The organism is Acinetobacter schindleri, assembly GCF_010918895.1.
GTDB classification, from domain to species: domain Bacteria; phylum Pseudomonadota; class Gammaproteobacteria; order Pseudomonadales; family Moraxellaceae; genus Acinetobacter; species Acinetobacter schindleri.
On record NZ_CP044483.1, the window covers coordinates 2,219,724 to 2,246,331 of the forward strand.

The window sequence follows — 26,608 nt, forward strand, 5'->3', positions numbered from 1 at the left end:
TCTTCAATTTTTATTGATTCAGTTCGCGCAGACTTTGCAGCGGTGGAATATCACTCAGATAACTCAGTCGATAACGACCAATCAGCGTACAGAGTAAAGTCATAAAGATCGGTAGAATCAGCCAGATTTCCCAGTGTGGCTGAATCGGTAATTCCATTCGGTAACTGGCAACGGCGCTAATCACTTCGGCAAACAGGCAAGATACAATTCCGGCACATAGACCAATAAAACCGATTTCCAGACTAAGCATGGTTTTCAGTTTCTGTTTGGAACTTCCGAATGAGCGAAGTAAAGCCACCTCCCGCTTGCGTTCATCCATGAGCAGATTCAGACAGGCAATCAGAACCAGTATCCCTGCTACACTCACCAGTAAGGCCAAGATGGTCACGATCTGCACCAGTACATTCACAATACGCTTGATCTCGTTCAGAATCAGGCTGACATCGATAAAGACCGTATTAGAAAACTGCTGGATCAGCTGAACCAGTTTTGGTCGTTCCTGTTCCGGCACATAAAAACTGCCCAGATAACTACCGGCATTGGCATCCATGGTATTCGGAGTAAAGATAAAGAAGAAATTTGGACTAAAGCTTTCCCACTCCACACTACGCAGATTCACCACTTTGGCTTCCAGTGGTCCCTCAGGTAAGCTAAACGTCAGCTTATCTCCAATCTTGATTCCCAGTTCTTCCGCAGTCGTGGCTTCAACTGAAACTTCTCCCGGCTGTTTCAATTGCGCTTCGCCAGTTAAAATCACATTATCTTGTGGATACTGATCGGTCTGGGTCAGGTTCAGTTCACGGCGTAGTGTATTACTCTTCTTGACTAACTCTGCAGCAAATGGCTGATCATTCTTGGCAATCAGACGGCCACGAATATTCGGATATAGCGGCGTACTGTTCCAGCCATTTTGCTCTAACTCGGCCCTCAACTGCGGCATCTCAAAAGGCGGCAAACCATAGACAAACTGGTTCGGTGTACCTTCTGGTAACTGCTGTTGCCAGCGTTCCAGCAGATCGGTACGCAATACGGCTAATACAGTAATCAGACTCAGGCCCAGTGCCAAAGCGGTGATCTGTAACGCAGTCTGATACGGTGTCCGTACATAAGCGGAAATCCGGGATTTTGTATTACGCAGGACTTTCAGCAATCCCCATACGGTGAGATACAGCACAGCACAAAGCAGAATAATGGCGCCAATCACCCAAGCCGTTAATACAATATTCTCGGTGAGCACCACACTGAAAATAATCAGGCTCAGTGTCCCACTCACCAGCATCCACAACATGGAATGTACGGATTTTTCTTCCTGACGGATAACCCGGATTGGTGCAGTATTGAGTAATTGCCACAAACTTGGCAGCACAAAACCAAGCAATACCACAGCACTGGTCAGCATCGCAATCGGTAATGGACCTGATAGCATTGCCATCACCGAGAATTGCAGCTGCAGATGTGGAATCAGCTGTAACATGAGTTGCAGCAAAGCATAACCTAAACTGATGCCGACAATGGTGCCTATGAGCATTGCGATTGCCAGTACCAGTCCAAGTAATGCCAGATAAGCCGCCAGAATTTGCTGTTTCGTCGCGCCGATACAACGCATTAACGCAATATGATCCTGATTCTGCTGTACATAGCGCTGTGCGGTTAAGGCAATCGCGATACCACAAAGCAAGATGGTCAAAATATTTGCCAACTGCAAAAAGGTATCCAGATTAGCAATCGGCTTCATCAAACGGGTATTGCTTTCACTGGCATTTCTTAGACGCAGACTATTCTGCTCCTCAAACTGTTGTTCCTCAGCTTCTGTATCCATACCCGGTTTAACAATCTTCTTAAAGTCTTTTTGATAGGTTTGAACACTGTCCGGATCACCTGCCATGAGCAGGCGATAATCAATCCGGCTACCAACCTGAATCGCATTGGTTCGTGCCACATCTGCCTGAGAGATAATTACGGTCGGTGAGAAACCCGAGAAGCCTAATTCCTGATTAGAGTCATAGTCAATCACGGCAGTAATCTTGAATGAGGCGTCGGCAATATTAACCTGATCCCCCACTTTAACTTTGAGCAGATCCATGGCACGCTGACTGAGCCAGATTTCACCCGGTTTTAATTGTTTAGCTTCAGGTTTGACTCTTAGCTCACCGCGTAAAGGAAAAGCAGTATCAATGGCTTTGACATTGACCATGACAAATTCGTCATTGGTATGTGCCATACTGCCAAATACAGTAACCTCTGATTGCTGCAAACCCAGCTGATCAGCCTTTTCTCGCCAGGCATCTTCGATTGGCTCATTATTACTAAGCAGCAGATCTCCAGCCAGCATTTCCGCTGCTTGCAATGCCACGGCATTCTGAATCTGCTCATTACTGAACTTAAGCGCTGTGGTCGCGCTAATTGCCAGGGTCAATGCAATAATCAGCAGATAAATGCCCGTAGTCTTAAAACTTTGAGTCAGTAAAGGACGGAAGAGGTTCATATCATCCTCCATTCACATGTTCAGTCAACTGACCATTGCTTAACTCAAAATGACGCTGGCATAGTTGTGCCAGTTTCTGGTCATGGGTCACCAGAATTAAAGTGGTACCCAATTCATGGTTTAACTGAAATAACAGCTGTTCAATTTCCTTGGCGGTCTCCCCATCCAGATTTCCAGTCGGTTCATCAGCAAAAATGATTTTTGGCTCACTCACCAAAGCACGGGCAATCGCAACACGTTGCTGTTCCCCGCCAGAAAGCACTTTAGGGGTTTGCTGGGCCTGACGGTCCAGCCCTACTCTTTGCAACAGATTCAACGCTTTTTGTTCAGCTGCGGCATAATTGAAGTTTGGCTGTAAACGTAAGGGCAACATCACATTTTCTAATGCAGTCAGATGTGGCAACAGCTGAAAAGACTGAAACACAAAACCGATATTTTCCAGTCTGACCTTGGCTCGCTGTTCTTCATTCATTTCAGTAATGGATTCACCACAGACCTGTAAATGACCTGAACTGGCCTGATCCAGGGTTGCCAGTATGCCCAGTAAGGTGGATTTTCCAGAGCCGGATCGTCCGGTAATCGCTACCTGTTCTCCAGCCAGAATCTCCAGATTGAGGTCCTCAAAAATCGTCAACTGTTTTTGTGATAGTTGTATCTTTTGTGTCAATTGTTGAGCAGAAATTATTGGCTGTGGCATGATGGTAGCTTTCTGGCGATCTTGAATCATACTTTTCCTATGCATCTGAATATTCAAATTCTAAAGTCTTATTTATTCCGCAGCTTAGCACTGTTTGGCCTGTGCCTGATGCCGGTGCTGGTTTCAGCAAAGACCCTTATGATTCTGGGTGACAGCTTAAGTGCGGGTTATGGTATTCAACCTGAACAGGGTTGGGTCAATCTGTTGCAAAAACGTTTAAACCAACAGTATCCGAAACAGCATAAAGTGGTCAATGCAAGTGTAAGCGGCGAAACCACCAGCGGTGCACTGGCACGTCTGCCTAAACTGCTCCAGACTCATAAGCCACATATTGTCGTTATTGAACTGGGTGGTAATGATGGCCTACGTGGTCAGCCGCCACAGATGATTCAGAAAAATCTGGCAAATCTGGTTCAGCAAAGTCAGAAAGCCAAAGCAAAAGTCATTCTTTTTGGCATGAAAATGCCGCCAAATTATGGTCAAAGTTATACAAAAGCTTTTGAAAATAATTACAAGGTGGTGAGCCAGCAATATAAAGTGAAATTGTTACCATTCTTTTTGAATGGGGTAGCAGGAAATAAAAACTTGATGCAACAGGATCTGGTACATCCAAATGCCAAGGCACAAAGTATCCTGTTAAATAATGCTTATCCATATATTAAAGGCGCCCTCTAAGGCGCCTTTAATATCATTCATTCTTAAAATTCAAATTAGAAATCAAAAAAGGTGACTTCACCAGTTTCCAGTGAGTATTCAGCACCCACCACCAGTAATTTGCCTTGTGCAATGAGATTTTCCAGTACTGCTGAACCATGACGTAACTGGTTCACAGAAGCAAATACATTCGAACGTACTGCATGCTTAGACAGTTTGTTCAGGTCATCCTTCAGTTCAGTCTGCATCAGAATTTCAACTGATGGACGTACACGGTTAACAATTGACATCAGATTTGCAGATGGCGGAGTTGCCGGATTGGTCAGTGCTTCAATCGTAGAATGAATTGCGCCACAATGTGTATGACCCAAAACAATGACTACAGGACAACCAAAGCTTTCTGCAGCAAACTCAACACTACCAACCTGAGACGGCGCGACAATATTCCCTGCTACGCGAATGACAAACAGATCACCCAAACCTTGGTCAAATACCATTTCTGCTGGCACACGTGAATCTGAACATCCTAAAACAATAGCAAATGGTTCCTGACTTTCTGCCATTTCAGCACGTTGCTGATGCGATAATAATTTTAAATGCTGCGTTTCACCGTTGACAAAGCGTTGGTTACCCTTTTTAAGACGTTCTATAGCTTCCTGAGCTGTGAGCATTCGTGTTTACCACCGTTGTTTTAAGTTGCAATATCTTAATCCTCTGATTTATGAATGTCACTTGCAAAAAATCAGCTTGTCTAAATTTCTATCAGTGGACCTGCATCACACTAATATTTCAATTTATGATCAGAGTTCACATGAAAACTGATTTTTTTTCACTTATGCGAATAACTTATTGGTGACATTACTTCACAATTATTTACAATAGAAATAACTCTATAATTTTATCCGAACAAGGTGGATTTGCTTCAGGATAAAACTGTTTTGAACAGTACACTGGATGCAAGACAAGGAATGTGACGCCATGATAAGAAAATTAATAAAGCGCTCAAAATTACTCTGCGCCATGACTCTAATATTAGCCCCAAGCTTCAGCACACTAAGTCAAGCCCAAGTCAGTTTTCCTACGCGTGCTCAGCCAAGTAATAATATTCTTAGCCAGTATCTGGTTCAGGAACGGCTACAAGCGGGTCTGAAAAGCAAAACGCTGAAAGTCGGTCATATTTCCTGGAGCTATAACGAGGGCGGGAATGTCAATAAACCCTCTATTTTACTGATTCATGGTCTGGCGGGCACCAAAGACGACTGGAATCGTGTCGCACGGTTTCTTACCCCTTATTATCATGTCATCGTTCCCGATTTACCCAATAATGGTGACACCCGTACACCTGCAGATTTTGATTTCTCAGTACCGAATGTAACTTCTCAACTGCGTATCTTTCTGGAAGCTTTGGATGTCGATGAGAATCTGCATGTTGCTGGACATTCTCTAGGGGGGTCGATTGCCACAGTTTATGCTTCTCAATATCCTTTCGATACGCAAAGCCTGTTCTTACTGAATAGTGCCGGAATCTATAAAAACGCCAATACGCGCTATACCCGTGATCCATATGCTTTAAAGAACCTGATTGTAAGCAAACCGGGAGATCTGGAAGATGTCAGTCATAAACTGATGCAGCATCCGCCTGCTCTCTCAGATCAGTTAAAACATGCCCAAGAAAAACTGCTGATTTCCCGTTCCGAGCAGACCAGCAAAGCTATTGATCAAATTGTCATGCTGAGCCGGATCTACACGCCAGAAACATTTGCTCGTTTGACCCGTACTGTAGAAGCACCAACGTTGATTTTATGGGGTAAGCAGGATCGTATTATTAATGTTGAAGTGGCTAAAGAGCTGCACTCCCTATTTAAACGTGCCGAAACACCAGTGATCCTGAACAATGTCGGTCATATACCGATTCTTGAAGCAGAAAGACAGGTTGCACAGTATTATTTACCTTTTCTTGCAAAGACACAGACCCTAAAAAATCCACTTGCTGATAAACTCATCCCTTTAAATTAACTTTTAGAATCAATATGCAGAAACACCCGATGATTGAGCAATTGATCGAAGCTCAGCTTGACTTTTTAGATCAATCATTTGCTCAATCTGAAACGATTCAAAATGAGTTTCAGACTTTTTATCTCTGGTTCCGCAAACAGACCCTGAAAGATCTGTGGAGTCCGATGCAAATTAACCTGCTATTGCAAAAACAAATATTAGGCACAGCGGCCAGCTCTTTTCTGATTGAACAGATTGCAGAACATATCCGTTTTGCTCTAGTCCACCCTGCAAATGACAATACCAAGATTGCCGATGTGATTCCTGTACTGACCATTGATAAGATTGCTCAGTATGTCGCAAGTAAAAGTGGTCATCGTCAGCGCCTGATCAAGAAAGTAGTAAACAACCCTGCCTTCTCTGCCATGATCAGCCAATTAATCCAACATTCAATTCAGGATTATCTGGATAATTCGGTGATTGCCAAAAGCGTACCCGGTGTTTCCCGCTTTATGAAAATGGGCAAGTCTGTACTGGAAAATGTCACTGATACCAGTCTGGACAATACCATTGCCAAATACTTGCAAAAGAATATTCTCAAGCTTGGCCAGTTGAGTGAAAATATCCTGAACCAGCATTTTGATGATGAAAAACTCTATCATTTTCAAGCGAATCTCTGGCATAAAATCAAAGACATGCCTCTGTCCGTATTAAAGAATTATATTGAAGTACAAGACCTGACCCAGACTGTGAATTTGGGCCATGAGATCTGGGATCACATGCGCCAGACCGATTATCTGCAACAGCAGATACAGGATGGCGTACATGCCTGGTATGTCCGTAATCAGGAGCACACTTTTGATCTGCTTTTACATGATCTGAATATTGATGAATCGCTGATTCAGCATGAATTAAATGGGTTACTGGTTCCTGTGATTCAGCAGATGATTTCCCAGGGCCATTTACGTGAACGTGCACGGATCTATCTGGAGAAATTTTATTATTCCGATACAGCACAGAAAATTTTAAATCCTGAATAATCTGTGCTGTTGCGGCTTGCTCAAAATCTTTCAACTTGACAGTGAAATTGCCGTGGCACATTCAGGGATTACACGCCACGGCAAAGCTTGTTCGTGCATCCACATATTCATTTTTGCTGCCATCTGTGGATGTTGATGCGCCGCACATGGATGTATATAACCAGCCCAAACCATCACCATCAAAATTTCACTAAATTGTTGTGCAGAAATTTTTAACTTGCTGCGCTTCAAAAGCTGCTGTGTGCTCATGGCATGTTGCGATAAACTGGACAGCACTTGTTCAAATAACGGCACCAGGTCATGAAGCTGCCCCAACTTTTCATCCTGAGCTAATGACTGCCCTACAGGTGCTTGCGGTGTCAGGCAAAACAATTGCTGATCATAATAGGCACTACGCTGTGCTTGATTGAGTTTTTGCGCCTTTTTCACATACACATCTTGACGCTGCAAAGTATTACGTAAAATATCCTTACTGGTTTCTCGTAATGTGAGCACTGGCAACTGGTCTAACATACGTCTAACTTCAGGTGAAAATTCTAAAACGTCAATATTTTCAATAACACCTGCCCCAGCAATAAAGGCCAAACCTTGTTGTGCCATCAGGCGAATCATGTCTGCAGAATGTTGTGGCTGCCAATGCTGTGACAAAAAGTCATGGGCAATATAACTGGGTTTATCTTGTGCCAATGCAGTTAAATCATCTGCCAAGCTTGGTACTTTTTCAAATAATCCACGTTGAGTTTGTGCCAAACGACGAGCAAAATGTACAGTCTGCGTTGCTTTGCTGGCAGAGTCTCCTGTCAAATGCTGTGACATCTCTAGCATTAACTTCTGTACTGAAGTGAAATGAGTCGCCCCAGGATGGCTCATATAACTACAATAAAAAATGCCATTGGGTTTGAGCAATTGGCTGACCAATTGAACAATTGCCTGCTGATGCTCCTGAGCGATCCATGACCATACACCATGCGTGACAATAAAATCAAAAGGTTCAAGTTGCTGAGTCAGTAGCTCAGAAAAGCTGGCATGAATCAACTCAATATTCGAGATATGTGTACGTTCAATACCTTCTTGGGCAACCAAGAGCTGTTGTGCATTAAAATCAACACCCACAAAATGACCTTGCGGATGTGCGGCGGCTGTTAAGTGCAAATGAATACCCATAGCACAGCCCAACTCTAAATAGCGAAAAGGTCGTTTTAGATCTGGCGCTTGTATACCCTGCTGCTGTACTACCATATTTAACCATGTCGGCATGGCTTGACGGTGTACAAAAGTTGGATATGGCACATCTACCACATATCCATCATGTAAGTTCATCATAGTCACTTATCTATTTAAATTGTATTCAAAACAACAAAAGCCCTATTTTATGGGCTTTTGCAGTCTAGCTAGCAATTAGAATTTTGTGGTGAAGCCTGCATAGTATACCGCAGGGTTACTGGTTCCATAATCAGCACCTGTATCCACTTTGACACCCGCAACGTTTTGTACGCCAGCACGGAATGTCAAATGATCATTAAACGTATAATTGGCACCTATATCTGCAGTGGTATATGCTTTGGCAAAAGTAGGCGTAGTGTCGCCAATTTGTAAGGATTGTTTCCCCAAATATTGTACTTTAGCGTGCAAGCTAAGCGAATCTGTTACGTCCCATAACAATGAACCATTTAACGTTAACTCAGGAGTTTCAAGTAGTGACTCACCTGTAGTTTTGTTCTCAGACTCAAGCATATAGGTCGCATTACCGTTAAAGCGTAAATAATCTGTTAATGGTAATTTAAAGGTTAACTCTAGACCACTTGTGCGTGCTTCACCTACGTTACGTTGCGTCGTATACCATACGCCACTTGGTGTTGAGCCTAAATAGCTATTTTGAATTAGATCTTCGATGTCACTTAAGAAGTAAGTTAATTCAACACCATAACCATCTTCTTCATAGCCCACTGCAAGTTCATAGTTCACACTGGTTTCTGGATCTAGATCTGGGTTGCCCAACATTTGGCAACCACCACCTGGATAGCCCAAAGGAATTAAAGAAGTACAACCCATTCCCATAGAACCCGTACTTGAGGTACCAGAACGTTCACGTAAATTTGGTGCACGGAAGCTACTTGATACACCACCTTTTACTGTCCATGCTTCTGACGGGTGATAAACAACATAGCCACGAGGAGAGAAATTACTACCATATTCTTCATCGTTATCTAAACGACCACCAAGGGTTAAAATAAAGTTGTCTTGCAAATGAATTTGATCTTCAGCAAATACCGACCATGAATAGTTATCTGGCTCTAAATCATTATTTGTTAATGGATTACCATTAACGTCTTCGCCTAAGTTACCCATATTGCTTGCGTTAGATACTTGCTCGTATTTGTACTGTGCGCCAACGGTTAAATCATTACGTTTACCAAAGATTTGACGTTCTTGGGTAGCTTTTAAATCCAGAACTGTTTCAAGTGCTTTAGTTTCAACTTTGTCATCATTTACAAATGATTGGTCATTGTTTTGGATTTCGTTATGGTACAAATCAATATTTGTAGTTAAGCCATTGGAAAATTGACCTTCATGACCAATTCCTAAGCCAAAACGCTCCATTTCATAACCGAATTGTTCGCCGGCAGTCTCTTCAGTTTCTGACTTATCATTACCCCAAGAGGCATCGAAATTTAGGGTTTGGCTATCTGATAATGCCCAAGTTAAACGGCCATTGACTGTATCAGCAGTAGAACCAGAGCCACCATCAGCCTCTTTGTCCGCAGCACGGTCAGTACGGTTCGCACCCAAACGGAAACCTAAGCTTTCTGTTAATGGACCCGCTAAAGTTGCGCCATAAGTTTTAGTATCACCACGTTGGCTTGTATCTGGCTTGCTGTAATTTACTGATACGCTGCCTGAGAGTTCATTCGGTACTTTTTTAGTAATGATGTTAATGACACCACCAACAGCTTCAGAACCGTAAAGCGTAGACATCGAACCACGCACAACTTCAATGCGTTCGATCATTTCTGGTGTAATCCAGTTTAAATCTTGATCGACTTTGTCTGGACGATGGCCCAACAAGGACTGGTTACCAATACGCTTACCATCTACCAAAATTAATGTATATTTGTCTGGCATACCACGGAAAGTGATTTTAGAGCCAGCACCTACGTTTGAATAACCACCTGTCACACCAGGTAAGTCACTTAAAACTTCGGCAATGCTATTAAATGGCTGGCGTTGAATATCTTCACTGGTTACCACACTAATAGATGCCGGTGCATCTTTCACGTTAACCTCTGTTCCACTGGCAGTGACCACAATCGTATTGAGTTTGACAGCATCAGATGTAGGAGCTTCAAGCGATGAAGTAGATTCTTGTTGTTCTTTAGCACTTGCAACTGATTGTACTTCAGCATGTGTTGAAACCATTGCTGAAAGTACTGCAAAAGCTAACGTCGATTTCAAAAACGGTGTGTTCATACTCTATTTACGCCCCAGAAGTAGATTTATGAAGAAATATTGATGGAATTGTGACGCATTGTATCAAATGTTACTCTAAATACAATTACTATTGATAATTATTATCATTATTAAATACAAATAAAAAAAGACCTCAATATTTGAGGCCTTTTTTATAAGCTAAATTTTATTCGCTACTTACTTGAAGTATGCACCTTCAGCCTGACTATGGTCAGTCTGGTCAACCACACGTGCAAGTTCAGGAACGTGCTGTTTCAAAGTCGTTTCAACGCCTTGTTTCAAAGTCACGTCAATTGCTGAACAGCCCTGACAGCCGCCGCCAAATTTAAGTACAGCGGTCAAACCGTGTTCAGGATCTTCAACCACTTCAACCAGTGCACAGTTACCACCATGACCTGCTAGACCTGGATTAATTTCTGACTGAAGCACGTAAGTGATACGCTCTTCTACAGAGGCATCAGGACCTACACGTGGCACTTTAGAGTTTGGTGCACGGAAAGTCAGCTGACCACCAAAACGGTCTTTGTTGTAATCAATTACTGCATCAAGCAAATAAGGAATAGATGGAGTATCGATGTACGCAGGGAATTCTGGATAATCCTGTTTGTAATCTGTCGGTACAACTTCATCTGGTGCACTATAAGCCATGCAACATTCAGCGCGCGGTGTACCCGGATTTTCCACGAAAACGCGTACACCAATACCTGGTGTATTTTGTTTTTCCAGTAGATCCTTTAAATACTCTTGTGCAGTCGGTGTAATCAATAGATTTGGAATTTCTTCTGTAACTGCAGTGCTGCTGTTCTCAGTCGACATAACAATAATTTCCTCAAGCTGAAGCTGCCATTTTAACTGAAGATGCGGGGTAAATTTAAAATTTCAACTAAAATTGTCGGATTTATTATAAAAGTACTACCTAAATGTCAGAATAATGGCAAGATTAGGGATCACTACTTCAGAATTAGAACTGCCGTCTATGCTGCATTTACCCTTTAATCATACCGTTACCCTTATTCTGATTACCTGCATCATCTCTTTTATTGCCTTTTCCAAAGAGCAGGTCATGAACCGTCTGATTTTCTGGCCACCAGCAATTCAACGTGGTCAGTATGACCGTTTTATTTCGCATGGCTTTATTCATGCAGATGGCACACATCTACTGTTCAATATGATTACGCTGTTCTTCTTTGGCAGTATTATCGAGAGCTTTTATCGCCAGTATCTTTATGATCTGGGCTTTGTCCTGTTCTATCTGGGTGGTCTGATTGCAGCCATTATTCCGAGTTATCTGCAAAATAAAAATAATCCACGCTGGGCAAGTCTGGGTGCCTCGGGTGCAGTATCAGCAGTATTATTTGCCTATATTCTGTTTGAGCCATGGAAACTGATTTTCGTGTTTTTTATTCCTGTGCCGGCCATTATTTTTGCAGTACTTTATGTCGCTTATAGTGTCTGGTCTGGCAAACGCGGGAACAGCAATATCAATCACAGCGCCCATCTTTGGGGGGCGGCTTATGGTGTGATTATGACCATTATCCTGGAACCTCGACTTATTCCACACTTCCTGAATAAACTGGCTCAACTCCCCTTCTAGATTCTTTCATTCATCAAGGGTACTGAGAATTAGTTTTTTAAACGAGTGATGGTAAGGAAGCAATATACTTCCTTTATTTCGAAACATCTCGTAATAATTTTAAAAGTCAGGATGTCATATATTGCCAACCTTGGAGTGGATTTTGCAGTGATAATGTATACATCTGTATATTAATTGCTGTAAATCGCGAGATATTTTGCATGTCCAATTCCCCAGACGGTCTTCAATTCCCTATTTCTGCTTCACAACAAAAACCTAGCACTTCAAAAATTGGCCGCACTATCATTTCTGAAGCCTTAAACGCTGTTGATCCTGTACATGCCAGCGCAGCTCAACAGGAAAAAAACTGGCGCAAGCAATATCCGGTTCACTTTAAACATCTGGTTGAAGATGGCCTGCGCTCTCCAGGTGCAGCACTGAATATTGCCCAACAAGGTCTGGAAACAGCGCATGCCAGTTTTGAATATTACCGTGATGGCCAGAAGCATCTACTTAAAGATGTAATGTCTTTACCTGCGCAAAACCTGAGTACCTTTCAGCTGAAAGGTCAGTCTGAAAAAGCTCCTGAATGGTATGTGCCTTATCATGGTAAAAAATTGCAGGGACAAGCCCTACTGGACCAGATCCAACTATGGGAAGAACGTGGTATCGTCGAGCCAAGTCATGCCCATGCCCTGCGTGAATGTATTGCCCATCCGGAATGGTTTGACCTGTCAGATCGTACCACGGTGCTGTTCGGTGCTGCTTCTGAAGCGGGTCCATTGACCTGGTTATCTAAATGGAAAGCCAATATCGTGGCAATTGACCTGCCAAATACCCGTGTCTGGAGCAAGATTCTGGATACGGTAAGTGAAGGTAATGCTACTTTATATGCGCCTTCAGCTGAAACTCTGCCAGCGGATACTTCAATTGAAGTTCTAAAAGAGAAGCTCGGTGCCAACCTGTTGACGCAAATTCCAGAAATTGCCCAATGGCTGATTCAGTTCGAGCAAAATCTGGACCTGGCAGCAATCGCCTATCTGGATGGTGAAAAACATGTGCGTGTTTCCATGGCAATGGATGCAATCATGAAACATGTCAGCGAGCAGAAAGCCAATACCAGTCTGATGTATATGTGTACACCAACTGACGTCTATGCGGTGCCAGAAGAAGTTGTTCAAGCATCGCAAAGCAAATACCAGCATCTGTCTAAACTGGAAAGTACTTTGACCAAAGGTATTTCGCTAATCTCACGCAAACATTTCTTTAAGAAAAATGCACAAGATTTATTCAAAGTTGCTGATCAATCCTATGGCATATGTGACTGCCTGGTGGTTGAACAAGGCCCGAACTATGCGCTGGCAAAACGCATCCAGCAATGGCGTGCCACACTGGCGCGTGCCAATGGCCAACGTGTCAGTATTAATATCGCACCTTCTACAACCACTTATTCTGTAACCAAGAATCCGCTGCTTAAGGCTGCGTTTAATGGTGCCAGCCTGTTTGATGTTGAAGCTTTTGCACCAGAAACTACCAATGCGATTATGGCAGCCTTATGGATTCATGATCTACGTAATCCGGAGTCTGTGGCTAATCCAGATGTAAAACTGAATCATCCACTTGAGCTGATGATGTCTGGTGCAAATCATGGTGGTTTATGGCGAGTGGCTTATCTGGCACGTACTGCACTGCCATTTGCTGCGCTGTATGGTTTTGCGACGGATAAACTGCCGAAAGGATTGTTAGGTAAGTTGAAGAAGTAAATTGAAAGTTCCTTCTCCTCCTAGGAGATGAGCAGCACTGCTGCGCAAGGAAGAGGTCAATATAGGCTTTGAATCTTTCAAACTTTTATGAATGGACTTTAAGCAAATTGAAGTTGATCCATTCTATACATTCTTTTTTTCTTTACTTTTGAAATATGAGAAGCATGTCTTCACAAGGTAACAAAAATCTTTTGTTAGGCTGATGATATATCCTGAGTAATTTTTTAAGCATTGCTTTAAAAAATTACGCAAGACAACCTAACGGCGACATCCCTGTCGCCTTCATCATAATTTAAAACCTTTCGATTTTTAAACTTTTCAAAACGTCATAAAAAACGCTGCCTCGGCAGCGTTTTTTTTACATCAAATTTTCTTAGAAAACTTTTAACAGTACCCAGTACAAACCACCTGACAGACAGATCGTTGCTGGCAGTGTGAACACCCAGGCAGACAGAATCGTTTTCACCATCTGGAAGTTCAGGCCAGACTTGTTCGCTACCATCGTACCTGCAACCGCAGAGTTCAGGACATGAGTCGTTGATACCGGCATACCGAAACCGTCTGCAGCAGCAATTGTAGTCATGGCTACCAGCTCGGCAGACATCCCCTGACCATAAGTCATATGTTGTTTACCAATACGCTCACCTACAGTCACTACAATACGTTTCCAGCCCACCATGGTACCTAGACCAAGTGCCAAAGCAACCGCCACTTTTACCCAAGTCGGGATGTATTGCAGGAATGAATCCAGGTTATCACGATATTCGTCAACTGTTTTTTCCTGTGCAGCAGTCATCGCAGGCAAAGCTTCTGCTTTATCCAAGCGTTTAAATGCTGTGGTGCTCAAGTACATGTCATTACGGAATTCTGAAACTTGCGCCTCAGGCACATCTTTAATGTTCGTGTATGAACCGACTTTTTCACCCAAATGATCCGTTAAGCTTGCCAATGCAGGTACAACTTCAGCATTTAACTCTTTAGTCTGAATATATTTGGTAATTACGGCACGTGCCTGTTCATCCGGAATATCATCATGCTGTGGATAAATCACATCAGCAGTTTGAGCAGATAACTGACCGAAAGACTGGATATGCTGTGCATCAAGATTCTTGTTTAACGAGTATGCCAAAGGTACACAACCGATCAAGATCAGCATGATCAGGCCCATACCTTTTTGACCATCATTTGAACCATGGGCAAAGCTTACGCCAGTACAGGTAAAAATCAGAATGGCACGAATCAGTGGTGGTGGTGGCTTGTTACCTTCAGGTGGCTTAAACAGTTCTAGCTGCTTTCTGAAGATTTTTTTCACCAGCAAGAACAGGATTGCAGCAAAAGCAAAACCGATCAAAGGCGAAAATAACAGCGCCTTACCGACTTTCATCACCTGTTCCATGTCCACACCGGAAGCACCGCCACCTGCATTAAGCAAATAGTTCATGATGCCCACACCTAGAATCGAACCAATCAGGGTATGTGAACTAGAAGCAGGAATACCCAGGAACCAGGTGCCCAGATTCCAGAGAATCGCGGCGATCAACATGGCAAAGACCATGGCAAAACCGGCTCCTGTACCCACGTTCATAATCAGTTCAACAGGAAGTAATGCAATGATCCCGTAAGCAACGGCACCACTGGCCACCATTACCCCAAGGAAATTACAGAAACCTGCCCACATGACTGCAACCGGTGCAGACAATGCGTTGGTATAGATTACGGTGGCAACCGCGTTGGCTGTATCGTGGAAACCATTGACGAATTCAAAGCCCAGCGCAATAAATAGCGCTGTGGCTAAAAGAATCATCGAATACAGACCGATTGCTGGAACATGCGCCAGATCTGAAGTCAACTGAAAGCCGATATAAATCAGCGTAGAAATAATTACAGTCAGAAACACCGGCATAAAAAATTTCGGTGTTGGCACATGAACATTAGTCGACTTATGTGAAGGCGACTGATGGGCTGAACCTGAGGGAGTTTGATTAGAATTCATGCAAGCAGGAATAGAGGATTCAAGAATCCCCATATTGTTCAGTTTAATTGTGACAATTATATGACAAAGCGCCGTCATATAGACCAATTTTTTAGACTTTCTTGCTGCCGTTCATCCTAAAGCTACATACTATCAATATTAAAATTAAAAAATAAAAATCAATAATTTACTTAAATAAAAACCGTTTATCCACTCAACTTCATTCATGTTTTGCAATAAAATTAATCATTTTCTCAGGACTGTCATTTTCCTGAGCCGGTCACAGTTGACTCTATATTGCCCCAGTCATATGACACTTTCATGAAACTCATTTATATTTTATTTTCGGTCAAATTCCTCCATAACTGACTTCGAGCTTTCTGTTTTCTATCTGTTTTCAGCTTTCTATGCACACTTCAATTTGCTTATCAGATTTTCATATCAGCCATATCCAGCATTCTGAATAATGGCTACAGAAAACTGCGCACTAATCTGTTAAGATTATTGCCGTTTTTGATGCTTACTGAGAAAGTCTGAATGTCCACACTTGCCACCCTGAAAGAACTTCTTGCCAAAAGAATTTTAATTATCGATGGTGCGATGGGTACCATGATCCAACGCCATAAATTGGAAGAAGCCGATTATCGGGGTGAGCGTTTTGCTGATTGGGCATATGACCTTAAAGGCAACAACGACCTTCTGGTTTTAACACAACCACACATTATTCAAGGTATCCACGAAGCGTATCTTGAAGCGGGCGCTGACATTATTGAAACCAATACCTTTAACGGTACGCGTGTTTCAATGTCGGATTACCACATGGAAGATCTGGTTCCGGAAATTAACCGTGAAGCAGCGCGTATTGCCAAAGAGGCCTGCGCGAAATACTCAACGCCGGAAAAACCACGTTTTGTGGCAGGTGTAATTGGTCCAACCTCACGTACCACCTCTATTTCACCAAACGTAAATGATCCTGCGTTTCGTAACATCACCTTTGATGCTTTAAAAGTCGACTATATCGAATCGACCAAAGCATTGATTGAAGGTGGTGCGGACATTATCCTCATTGAAACAGTATTTGATACCTTGAATGCCAAAGCTGCGATCTTTGCGGTGAAAGAAGTCTTTAAAGAAATTGGTTATGAATTGCCAATCATGATTTCGGGCACAATTACTGATGCATCAGGCCGTACATTGACCGGTCAAACCGCTGAAGCATTCTGGAACTCAATGCGTCATGCAGAACCGATTTCAATCGGCTTTAACTGTGCGCTGGGTGCAGATGCAATGCGTCCACACGTAAAAACCGTATCTGACGTTGCTGATACTTTCGTTTCTGCACATCCAAACGCAGGCTTGCCAAATGCTTTCGGTGGTTATGATGAAACCCCTGAAGAAACGGCTGCTTTCATTAAAGAATTTGCAGAAAGTGGCTTGATCAATATCACGGGTGGTTGTTGTGGTACCACTCCTGATCATATCCGTGCCATTGCGCAAGCGGTCGCAGGCATTGCGCCACGTGAAATTCCAGACATTGAACCTGCGTGCCGTTTAAGTGGTTTAGAGCCATTTAACATCACCAAAGATTCACTCTTTGTAAACGTCGGTGAACGTACCAACGTGACTGGTTCTAAAAAGTTCCTGCGTTTAATTAAAGAAGAAAACTTCACAGAAGCTTTAGACGTTGCCCGTCAACAGGTGGAAGCTGGTGCGCAGATCATCGACATCAATATGGATGAAGGCATGCTGGATTCACAAGGTGCGATGGTGCACTTCCTGAATCTGATCGCATCTGAGCCAGATATTTCACGTGTGCCCATCATGCTCGATTCTTCTAAATGGGAGATCATTGAAGCAGGTTTGAAATGCGTGCAAGGTAAAGCCGTGGTGAACTCGATTTCCTTAAAAGAAGGTTATGACGAGTTTGTAGAACGTGCCCGCCTGTGCCGTCAGTACGGTGCAGCGGTCATCGTCATGGCATTTGATGAAAATGGTCAGGCGGATACTGCAGAGCGTAAAAAAGAAATCTGTAAACGTTCTTACGACGTGCTGGTGAATGAAGTTGGCTTCCCATCTGAAGACATCATTTTTGACCCGAACGTGTTTGCAGTGGCAACCGGTATTGAAGAACACAACAACTATGGCGTCGATTTCATTGAAGCGACTGGTTGGATCAAACAAAACCTGCCAAACGCGATGATTTCAGGCGGTATCTCCAACGTATCATTCTCATTCCGTGGTAACGAGCCTGTACGTGAGGCGATCCATGCGGTGTTCCTGTATCACGCGATCCAGAAAGGCTTGACCATGGGGATCGTGAATGCCGGCCAGCTTGCGATTTACGATGATATCGATGCAGAACTGAAAGAAGCTGTTGAAGATGTGGTATTGAACCGTAATCAAGGTGAAAGCGGTCAAGAAGCGACTGAAAAATTACTGACTATTGCTGAAAAATACCGTGGTCAAGCAGGCGCACAAAAAGCCGAAGAAAACCTGGAATGGCGTAATGAATCGGTTGAAAAACGTCTTGAATATGCATTGGTGAAAGGCATCACCACGTACATTGACCAAGATACTGAAGAAGCACGTTTAAAATCTGTGCGTCCTTTAGATGTCATTGAAGGTCCATTGATGGCAGGTATGAACGTGGTCGGTGACCTGTTCGGTGCTGGTAAAATGTTCCTGCCACAAGTGGTGAAATCTGCACGTGTCATGAAACAAGCCGTGGCTTGGTTAAACCCATTTATTGAAGCGGAAAAAACCCAAGGCGAAGCCAAAGGTAAAATCTTGCTTGCAACAGTAAAAGGCGATGTCCATGACATTGGTAAAAACATTGTGGGCGTGGTACTTGGCTGTAACGGTTATGACATTGTTGACCTTGGCGTAATGGTGCCATGTGAGAAGATTCTACAAACGGCCATTGATGAGAAAGTTGACATCATTGGCCTATCTGGTTTGATCACACCTAGCTTAGATGAAATGGTCTTTGTTGCCAAAGAAATGCAACGTAAAGGCTTTAACATTCCACTGATGATTGGTGGTGCGACTACATCGAAAGCACATACTGCGGTGAAGATTGCTCCGCAATATCAAAATGATGGTGTGTTCTATACTGCCGATGCATCTCGTGCTGTAGGTGTGACCACACAATTACTTTCTGCTGAAATGAAACCACAATTAATGGCGGACTATGCAGCGGATTATGAAAAAATCCGTACCCGTCTTGCCAACAAGCAGCCAAAAGCAGCAAAACTGTCTTATGTTGAATCAGTTAAAAATGGTTTCAAAATCGACTTCGACAAGAATGCACCAGTTAAACCAAATTTCATTGGCTCACAAACATTCACCAACTATCCTTTAGAAACCTTGGTGGAATACTTTGACTGGACACCGTTCTTTATTTCATGGAGCCTGGCGGGTAAATTCCCGAAAATCCTTGAAGATGAAGTAGTAGGTGAAGCAGCGCGTGATTTGTATGAACAAGCGCAAGCAATGCTGAAAGACATCATCGAGAATAAACGTTTCGATGCGCGTGCAACCTTTAGTATCTACCCTGCCAACCGTGTGGCGGCAGATACCGTTGCGGTGACTGATGAAAATGGCAATGTAACACACAGCTTCGAGCACCTTCGTCAGCAGTCTGACAAAGTCACCGGTAAAGCAAACTACTCTCTGGCTGACTTTATTGCGCCAAAAGATGTGGCGCAGGATTACTTGGGTGGTTTCACCGTGTCGATTTTTGGTGCAGAAGAACTTTCGCAAGAATACAAAGCCAAAGGCGATGACTATAATGCAATTATGGTTCAGGCCTTGGGTGACCGTTTTGCTGAAGCTTTTGCTGAGCATTTGCATCAACGTATTCGTAAAGAATTCTGGGGCTACCAGGCAGATGAACAGCTTTCAAATGATGAGTTAATCAAAGAGAAGTATGTGGGGATCCGTCCTGCACCGGGCTACCCTGCGTGTCCTGAACATTCTGAAAAAGCGCCATTGTTCGACTGGTTAGGTACGACAGAGAAGATGGGTACTTACCTGACTTCGAGCTTTGCAATGTGGCCACCTTCATCTGTCAGCGGTTTCTATTATGCAAACCCTGAAACGGAATACTTTAACGTGGGTAAAATCTCTGGCGATCAGCTGGAAGATTATGCGAAGCGTAAAGGATGGACGCTAGATGAAGCGAAACGTTGGTTAGCGCCGAATTTGGATGATTCAGTGGTTTAATCCCCCTCGATCCCCCTTTGATAAAGGGGGAAGAATCCATTCTTATCGAATATAAAAAATCCCCTCGAGTGAGGGGATTTTTTCTTATTGGATTGGAGTAATACGCCGTAAAGGTGATATTTCAAATCCTTCAGGGGTGGGTTTAAACTTATCAGAATCAGATGCCCATCTTTTAGCTCTACTTTGAAAGTCTCTTAATTCATTGTATTTTAGGTTTACTGACACAACATAATCATTATCTCCTCCACGTAATCTTGCAAGATCACGCATCCAAGAGTTTTTACTTGGAACTCGCACACGACTGTCACCATATTTTCTATTATTAACAAGAATTACATAGCTATGTACATCTAATGCTGCAGACTTAATTAAATCCCCAAAAGTTTCAAGATCTCTGTTCCAACTAAGAATAAAAAGCCCATCAATATTACCTTGAAAGGCAACTCGTGCACGTGAATTTTGTAATTCTGAACAAATCATTAAACCAAAGCAAAAACCATTATGAATATATATCGGTTTATTTAATTCATTGAATTTTCTCCATATTTTACCGTGCTTTACTTGAAGAACCTCATCTTCCCCAACTGCAGGTAGAAGTTTAGGTTGTTTTATAAGTTGCCAACTACCACATCCAAAGCTTGTATCATGTAAAAGCATATAAGCACTACTATAAATTTCGTTTCCATTGTGCTCATATTCGGTTCCAGCTATAAAACTAATTTTGGATTTTGACATACGATGAATTAAAGTATTCAACCATTCGAGGGGAATAGATAGTTCCGGAAAAATTACATAATCTGGTTTATCTTTTAATGTTAACACTTGATCAATTAATTCTTTAAATCTTTCATATCTTTCCAATGTTAATTTACTATTATTATCAGCCGTATAACTCCATTCTTCTTCTGTGGTAAGAAAATTTGTAATAGCCACTGTAATAGATTTCTTACTTTCATTACCTATAGCTATATATTTATTACCATTATTATTTTGAATATTATCAACTAATGCAAAATAATTCTCATCTAAATCCTTTGAAATATTAGTTTCTTCATTTTCAGATATATAAAATTCACCACTAACTACTTGAACATAATTTTTCCATAGCTCAAATCTATCAATATTACTTAGTACTCCATTATATAGTTCATTACCGAATAGATCTGATATATCTAAAGAATTAAGTGGACGAGTTGGAAATAAGAAAGGACAGAGAGTCAAAAATTCCGATTCAACAATTAAGTCTTTTCTAGCATAAGTTAAAGCTTGGTTTAAATATTTATTCCTATATTTTTAGAAAATTAAGGTCATTCTCCTTAATAGTGATATTAAAAACTAGAAACATTCAAAAATCTATTTTTCTATTATAGTTTTTAGTGGATTATTAGCTAAATCTGATAAAACTGCTAATTTAGCCTTAACTTTAAACTCCTCAAAATTAAAATCTTCACCAAATATAAGATTACATGACTTTATAAACTTTTTACTAAAATTTTCCTCATTAAAGCTTTTATAAGCGAATCAATACCACTCTTTTAATTGAGAATAAAATTTCGTCAATATATTTAACCATATCTATTTTGACATCAATATTTTGACCATTTAAATTAACCAAAGAGTCTTCACTACTTATTAATTTTATAAGATAATTTTTACTTTTATATATAAACAGTAAATAAACTCAAAATCACCTAATGAGTTTGCAATATTTAAAATTCTTTCCAGATATTTAAAATAATCAAACAAAATACTAGGTACTGTAATTTCATCAAGTATTAGATCATAGAATTTTTCCTTTTCCTTAACCCATTCCTGTTTAGGTAAATCTCTTATAAGGTCTTCTATATAACTCAACTGCAAAGATAATTCAGTCCTTTTTTACTTATAAATTCTAAACTATAAGTACTTTTAATATTAAAATTTGATTTTTTATACCCTCATCTTCATTTAAAACTAAATCTTGAGCAGTAGGCATCAATCTATGCTCGCTTGACATTTCTTTTAACTCTTCCTTTATATTTTTTATAAAATTTCTTGCATTTCTCCCATTCAAAAAATAGTTTTATTTTCTTATCTTGTACATTTAACTCAGTTTCACTTTCATAATTTTCTAAAATTTTGTTCAAATTACTTATATCATCAATATTTATTTTATTTGAAAAAGCTTAAAAATTCATCTTTATTCAAAAATCCTTGTTATCTATAACTATAAAAATATCATCAACATATCTACCATATGAAATTGGCTTTAAGTTTTTCTATTTTATCATCAAGTATTTTAAAATAATATTAGATATTACTTTTGAACATGTTAAGCCAATAGGAAGACCTGCTTTCAAATTGATTCCAAATTTTGATTTATATAAACTTGAAACCTCCTTACCCCACAAGCCAATAATCTTACAAATAATTAAATTAAACTCTTTTTCATTATCATCCAACTCAACCCCAACATCAGAATTAAATTGATCAATATTTATTATATTAACATCAATATTATGATAATAACTCTTTAAATCCAAAGTAAAAACCATTACATTTTTCTTAGCTTCTAGTGCTTTCTCAACACTATTAATACCAGTGTTTTGCCACTCCTTATAAGGTATAAAATAAGGTTGAAATGATGTATTTTTTTCTAAATTATATTCTGATTTAACAGAACAAAAATCTTCATCTGAATTCAATCTATTTAATCTAGAACCATAAGAATTTTTTGATAACTTTTCATCATATTTATGTCCAATATAATTTATCCATAGTGCTGATAAAATATGACCTTCAACTGTAAAATTTCCGACTATTCTAGAGCTAATAGTCATCTTACAATTTTTTAATTTTCTTTCAAATTCTTTAGCAGGTGAAGATATTGAATAAAAATCACCCAATTCTTCGCTATCACATTTGAAATCAATAGACTTTGGATAATTTATACAAAAATCACTATCAATACAGCAATTAACTATTTCATTCATATCAGATCTTTGAATCAACTCAAATAAATTAGAAATATTTGATTCAAAATCATTTTCAAAGTTTATAAATCGTTCAACTGCTGAAATATTTTTTTCCCAAAAAATATCTGCCTTAGCCTTTCGATATGCTAAAAGTAAATCTGTCATCTCAAGATTACTAAACCCAGTAAACTTTTTAGTCATTGTTACCCCAATATAATTTTAAAATTTCATAACTTTATTCAAATGATAAGCTAAATTAAAGAATATTTAATAAAAATATATGTATTACAAAATTTTGCTTCCATCTTTAGAAATAAACAATCTTTTTTTAATACTATTTATGAGTAATTCTTTATTAGAAAAAAATTCTATATTGCTCCTTTTCTAACCCATCACTCCAAAATTTCTCGTTATAACATTTTTAAATCAGCAAAAATCATCACTTTCATGAATAATAGACCAATAAATTTATCTCCCAAATCAATGACTATTGGTGTTCCAATGAAGAAACTCATGAACGGTGCTGAAAACATCGTTGTTGAAATGTGCAAAGGCTTTGTCCTAGCACATCCAGAACTAGCATTTAATGAATCTTATAAAATCATTTCTCGTAAAGAAAAACACCAAAATGTCGCCCTGATCAGCGGCGGTGGCAGTGGTCACGAACCTGCACACGCAGGCTTTGTCGGTACAGGCATGTTAGACGCGGCCGTATGCGGTGACGTATTCGCATCGCCTTCTCAAATTCAAGTGTATAAAGCCTTACAGCATGTCGCAACAGACAAAGGCGTGCTCATGATCATCAAGAACTATTCTGGCGATATGATGAATTTCCAGAATGGTGCAGCTTTAGCTATCGAAGATGGCATTAAAGTCGATTATGTAAAAGTAGCAGATGATATTGCAGTCAAGGACAGCCTCTACACGGTCGGCCGTCGGGGCGTGGCGGGTACTGTATTTGTACATAAAATTGCAGGTGCAGCAGCATCAAAAGGTTTAGAGCTTACGGAAGTCAAAGCTGTGGCTCAAAAAGCAGCGGATAACGTGATTAGTCTTGGTTTCGCCTACACTTCATGTACTGTTCCTGCCAAAGGCACGCCCACCTTCACCTTAGCGAATGATGAAATGGAATACGGCGTCGGCATCCACGGCGAACCGGGTATCCGCCGTGAAAAAATCCTGCCATCCAAAGAACTGGCACAACGTATTATCGATGACTTGTTCCTCGATCACCCTGATCTGACTGAAGTTGCTGTTCTAGTGAACGGCTTTGGTTCAACACCAATGCAAGAGCTGTATGTCTTTAATAACGATGTGTGCGAACATTTGGCGCGCAAAGGCATCAAGATTTACCGTACTTTTGTCGGCAACTACATGACCAGTATCGACATGAACGGTGCTTCGGTGTCATTGCTAGCTGTGGATGATGAACTAAAAGGTTATTTAGATGCTGAGGCGAACACGCCCGCTCTTAAAATGGATGGTTCAGCAGCACAGCCTTTAATCTTCTCAACAAAAAATGCCGTAGCAGAAGATGTAATAAATACGGAAGTCGAAACTCAGCCTGAACATGCTGAAATTCAAAATGAACAGTTCACGATTGAAAATATGCGTTATGTAGTCGATGTGATAGCTGCCTGTATTATCAAAAACGAAGTGCCATTCTGCGAGCTGGATGCCCATGCAGGTGATGGTGACTTTGGCATGAGTGTAGCTAAAGGTTTTAAACAGCTGAAACGCGAATGGCAAAGCCTGATTCAAGCCCAGCACATGGATGAATTCTTGCTAAATAGTTCAATGATTATTATGGAACACTGTGGCGGTGCGTCGGGTCCAATCTGGGGTTCAGCGTTTCGTGCAGCGAGTAAAGCCATTCAAGGCAAAACCACTTTAACTGTGGCAGATTTTGCCGAGATGCTACAAGCGGCAGTGAAAGGCATTCAAGTTACCGGTGAGCGTTCATTTGGCCGTGGCGCTGTGTTGGGTGACAAAACCCTGATTGATGCTTTAGTGCCATGTGCAGATTCCTGGTCTGCTAATACCGATAAAACATTTAAAGAAAACTTTGTGTTGGGTGCAGCCGCTGCGGTAAAAGGTGCGGAATCGACCAAAGATATCGTGGCGCGTATGGGTCGTGCCGGTACGGTCGGTGACCGTAGCTTGGGCTATCCTGATGCAGGTGCACATGGGTTAGGCGTAATCTTTACCGATATTGCTGAACATATTAAATAAGAATTTCAAGATTTGAAAAAAGCCTCGCATTATCGGGGCTTTTTTATTTACTGGTGTATACCCTGTTCTGAAGCAAGCTGGCAGAAAAACGTCTATTGAAATTTTTCCAGATACTTGGTCAGTTTTTCTTTGACCACGACCCTTTTATTACCCTTCATTTGGGCTTCACTCAAAATTCCTTCCGAATCAACCACCACGACTGGATGACCATCCTTCTTCAAACGGGCCACACCTTCAAATAACATTCGGGCACCGACATTATGAATTAAGGTCAAATTGGTCAGATCCAACACAATTCGTTTTTTGCCTTCTGGTTCATCTTCCAAAATACGCAGCAGCATTTCCGATTCAGTAAACTGCAATACGCCACGTAGTTCATACACCACCACATGATCACGTTTACCGGTGAGATAACGACTTTGCAAAATAGTTTGTGCCGATGGTGTCCCTTCCATTAAGTGCAGACCCATTTCCCGGGACATACGTTCAAAAATATCGACGCCACGTACACTATGTCCATGCTCATCAATTCTCGGAGAAAACACGGCGATACCCACCTGTCCAGGTAACACGCCGATAATACCGCCTGCAACCCCACTTTTGGCCGGAATACCCACGGTGGTCAGCCAGTCACCGGCAGCATCATACATGCCGCAAGTGAGCATCACACTCAGGACTTGCCGCACTACAGAACGGTCCAGCAATTTTTTACCAGTCTGTGGCTGAATTCCCCCGTTGGCGAGTACCCCGGCGATCATCGCCAGGTCTTTGACCGTCACCTTGATTGAACACTGCTTGATATAGCCATTAACAATCGCTTCTGGATCTTCTTCCAGCACCCCGACGGTACGCAGCATATAGCCCAAGGATCTGTTACGAAACGCTGTTTTCAGTTCGGAGGTATACACATCTGTATCAAAACTCAGTTCACGCCCAGCCAAACCACTTAAAAAACGGCGCAATTGCTCTGCACGGGACACCGTCCGTTTATAGGGAATCAGAGAATGGGTGGTAATTGCACCCGAATTGATCATCGGATTTTTTGGAATATTGGAATCCTTCTCCAGTGAAATCTGGTTAAAGGCCTCACCCGAAGGCTCCACGCCTACTTTTTCCATGACCTTGGTCAAGCCGACTTTCTGCAAAGCCAAGGCATAGGCAAAAGGCTTGGACATAGACTGCATGGTGAACTCAACTTCGTCATCACCGGTTGAATAGATCGTGCCATCTACGGTAGAGAGTGCCAAAGCGAACTTATCCGGGTCTACTGCTGCCAGCTCAGGAATATAATCTGCCAGTGCACCTTTTTCATTGTCACGGCAGGAAGTTAAAACATGCTTGAGGTAGTCTGGCACCGGTGTTTTCATCGAATGAGCTTATTCCAGTTAGCTGTTATTTTTAATTAACATACCGGCTTTTGGCTTAAGTACCAGAGTGAAAAGGTAATTTTCTGCATATCCATGTTATCGGCTGCATTCCCTGTAAAGGCAATCCTCCAGAAATGAATTGCATTTTTAAGTATGGTTATTTTTATTGATGTTTTAAGAGACA

At 41.4% G+C, this 26,608-nt stretch carries 17 protein-coding genes; 7 read left to right on the plus strand and 10 right to left on the minus strand.

The genetic code is table 11. The features are described from left to right. Positions 1-10 precede the first annotated feature (10 nt). Positions 11-2,485, minus strand: coding sequence for an ABC transporter permease (locus tag FSC11_RS10700; protein ID WP_163166801.1), 2,475 nt, complete (start codon positions 2,483-2,485; stop codon positions 11-13). 1 nt (position 2,486) lies between these two features. Further along, on the minus strand, positions 2,487-3,212 hold the full coding sequence (locus FSC11_RS10705; protein WP_034592562.1) for an ABC transporter ATP-binding protein: 726 nt from the start codon (positions 3,210-3,212) through the stop codon (positions 2,487-2,489). A 78-nt stretch (positions 3,213-3,290) separates the two neighbouring features. On the opposite strand from FSC11_RS10705, the gene FSC11_RS10710 reads away from it, so the two are divergent. Beyond that, entirely contained in the window at positions 3,291-3,857 is a 567-nt protein-coding gene (locus tag FSC11_RS10710; RefSeq protein WP_420867679.1) for an arylesterase, read from the plus strand. A 35-nt stretch (positions 3,858-3,892) separates the two neighbouring features. Here the strand turns inward: FSC11_RS10710 and FSC11_RS10715 are convergent, their stop codons facing one another. Continuing rightward, positions 3,893-4,507: a carbonic anhydrase gene (locus FSC11_RS10715; protein ID WP_004810892.1), complete on the minus strand. Its 615-nt coding sequence runs from the start codon at positions 4,505-4,507 to the stop codon at positions 3,893-3,895. A 307-nt stretch (positions 4,508-4,814) separates the two neighbouring features. On the opposite strand from FSC11_RS10715, the gene FSC11_RS10720 reads away from it, so the two are divergent. Both FSC11_RS10720 and FSC11_RS10725 read left to right on the plus strand, forming a co-directional pair. After that, positions 4,815-5,852, plus strand: a complete 1,038-nt coding sequence (locus FSC11_RS10720; protein WP_163166803.1) for an alpha/beta fold hydrolase — start codon at positions 4,815-4,817, stop codon at positions 5,850-5,852. A 14-nt stretch (positions 5,853-5,866) separates the two neighbouring features. Continuing rightward, positions 5,867-6,871 (plus strand): hypothetical protein, encoded by a 1,005-nt coding sequence (locus FSC11_RS10725; protein ID WP_163166805.1) that lies wholly within the window; start codon positions 5,867-5,869, stop codon positions 6,869-6,871. Between the two features lie 30 nt (positions 6,872-6,901). Here the strand turns inward: FSC11_RS10725 and FSC11_RS10730 are convergent, their stop codons facing one another. From FSC11_RS10730 to nfuA, 3 genes are all read right to left on the minus strand, one after another. Further along, entirely contained in the window at positions 6,902-8,194 is a 1,293-nt protein-coding gene (locus FSC11_RS10730) for a class I SAM-dependent methyltransferase (protein ID WP_163166807.1), read from the minus strand. Positions 8,195-8,269: 75 nt separating this feature from the next. Continuing rightward, a complete protein-coding gene (locus tag FSC11_RS10735; protein ID WP_004810900.1) occupies positions 8,270-10,339 on the minus strand; it encodes a TonB-dependent receptor domain-containing protein in 2,070 nt (689 codons plus the stop codon). 177 nt (positions 10,340-10,516) lie between these two features. Continuing rightward, entirely contained in the window at positions 10,517-11,155 is a 639-nt protein-coding gene (nfuA, locus tag FSC11_RS10740) for a Fe-S biogenesis protein NfuA (RefSeq protein WP_004810902.1), read from the minus strand. A gap of 160 nt (positions 11,156-11,315) precedes the next feature. Between nfuA and FSC11_RS10745 the strand changes: the two genes are divergently transcribed. After that, entirely contained in the window at positions 11,316-11,933 is a 618-nt protein-coding gene (locus tag FSC11_RS10745) for a rhomboid family intramembrane serine protease (RefSeq protein ID WP_008304768.1), read from the plus strand. Between the two features lie 200 nt (positions 11,934-12,133). Beyond that, positions 12,134-13,675: a hypothetical protein gene (locus FSC11_RS10750; protein ID WP_163166809.1), complete on the plus strand. Its 1,542-nt coding sequence runs from the start codon at positions 12,134-12,136 to the stop codon at positions 13,673-13,675. Positions 13,676-14,048: 373 nt separating this feature from the next. Here FSC11_RS10750 and FSC11_RS10755 read toward each other — a convergent pair whose 3' ends face one another. Then, positions 14,049-15,668 carry an inorganic phosphate transporter gene (locus FSC11_RS10755; protein ID WP_008304765.1) on the minus strand — a complete coding sequence of 540 codons (1,620 nt, stop codon included), beginning with the start codon at positions 15,666-15,668 and terminating at the stop codon, positions 14,049-14,051. A 516-nt stretch (positions 15,669-16,184) separates the two neighbouring features. Here FSC11_RS10755 and metH point away from each other — a divergent pair. Beyond that, positions 16,185-19,871: a methionine synthase gene (gene metH / locus FSC11_RS10760; protein WP_163166811.1), complete on the plus strand. Its 3,687-nt coding sequence runs from the start codon at positions 16,185-16,187 to the stop codon at positions 19,869-19,871. 84 nt (positions 19,872-19,955) lie between these two features. On the opposite strand, the gene FSC11_RS16285 is transcribed toward metH, so the two are convergent. Together FSC11_RS16285 and FSC11_RS10770 are read right to left on the minus strand one after the other, a co-directional pair. Then, positions 19,956-21,092, minus strand: a complete 1,137-nt coding sequence (locus FSC11_RS16285; protein ID WP_227590979.1) for a carbon-nitrogen hydrolase family protein — start codon at positions 21,090-21,092, stop codon at positions 19,956-19,958. Between the two features lie 1,037 nt (positions 21,093-22,129). Beyond that, on the minus strand, positions 22,130-23,026 hold the full coding sequence (locus tag FSC11_RS10770) for a hypothetical protein (RefSeq protein WP_163166813.1): 897 nt from the start codon (positions 23,024-23,026) through the stop codon (positions 22,130-22,132). A 300-nt stretch (positions 23,027-23,326) separates the two neighbouring features. Here FSC11_RS10770 and dhaK point away from each other — a divergent pair, with 300 nt between their 5' ends. Further along, on the plus strand, positions 23,327-25,057 hold the full coding sequence (dhaK, locus tag FSC11_RS10775; RefSeq protein WP_163166815.1) for a dihydroxyacetone kinase subunit DhaK: 1,731 nt from the start codon (positions 23,327-23,329) through the stop codon (positions 25,055-25,057). A 92-nt stretch (positions 25,058-25,149) separates the two neighbouring features. Here dhaK and FSC11_RS10780 read toward each other — a convergent pair whose 3' ends face one another. Then, entirely contained in the window at positions 25,150-26,424 is a 1,275-nt protein-coding gene (locus tag FSC11_RS10780; RefSeq protein WP_163166817.1) for a glutaminase, read from the minus strand. Positions 26,425-26,608: the final 184 nt, after the last annotated feature.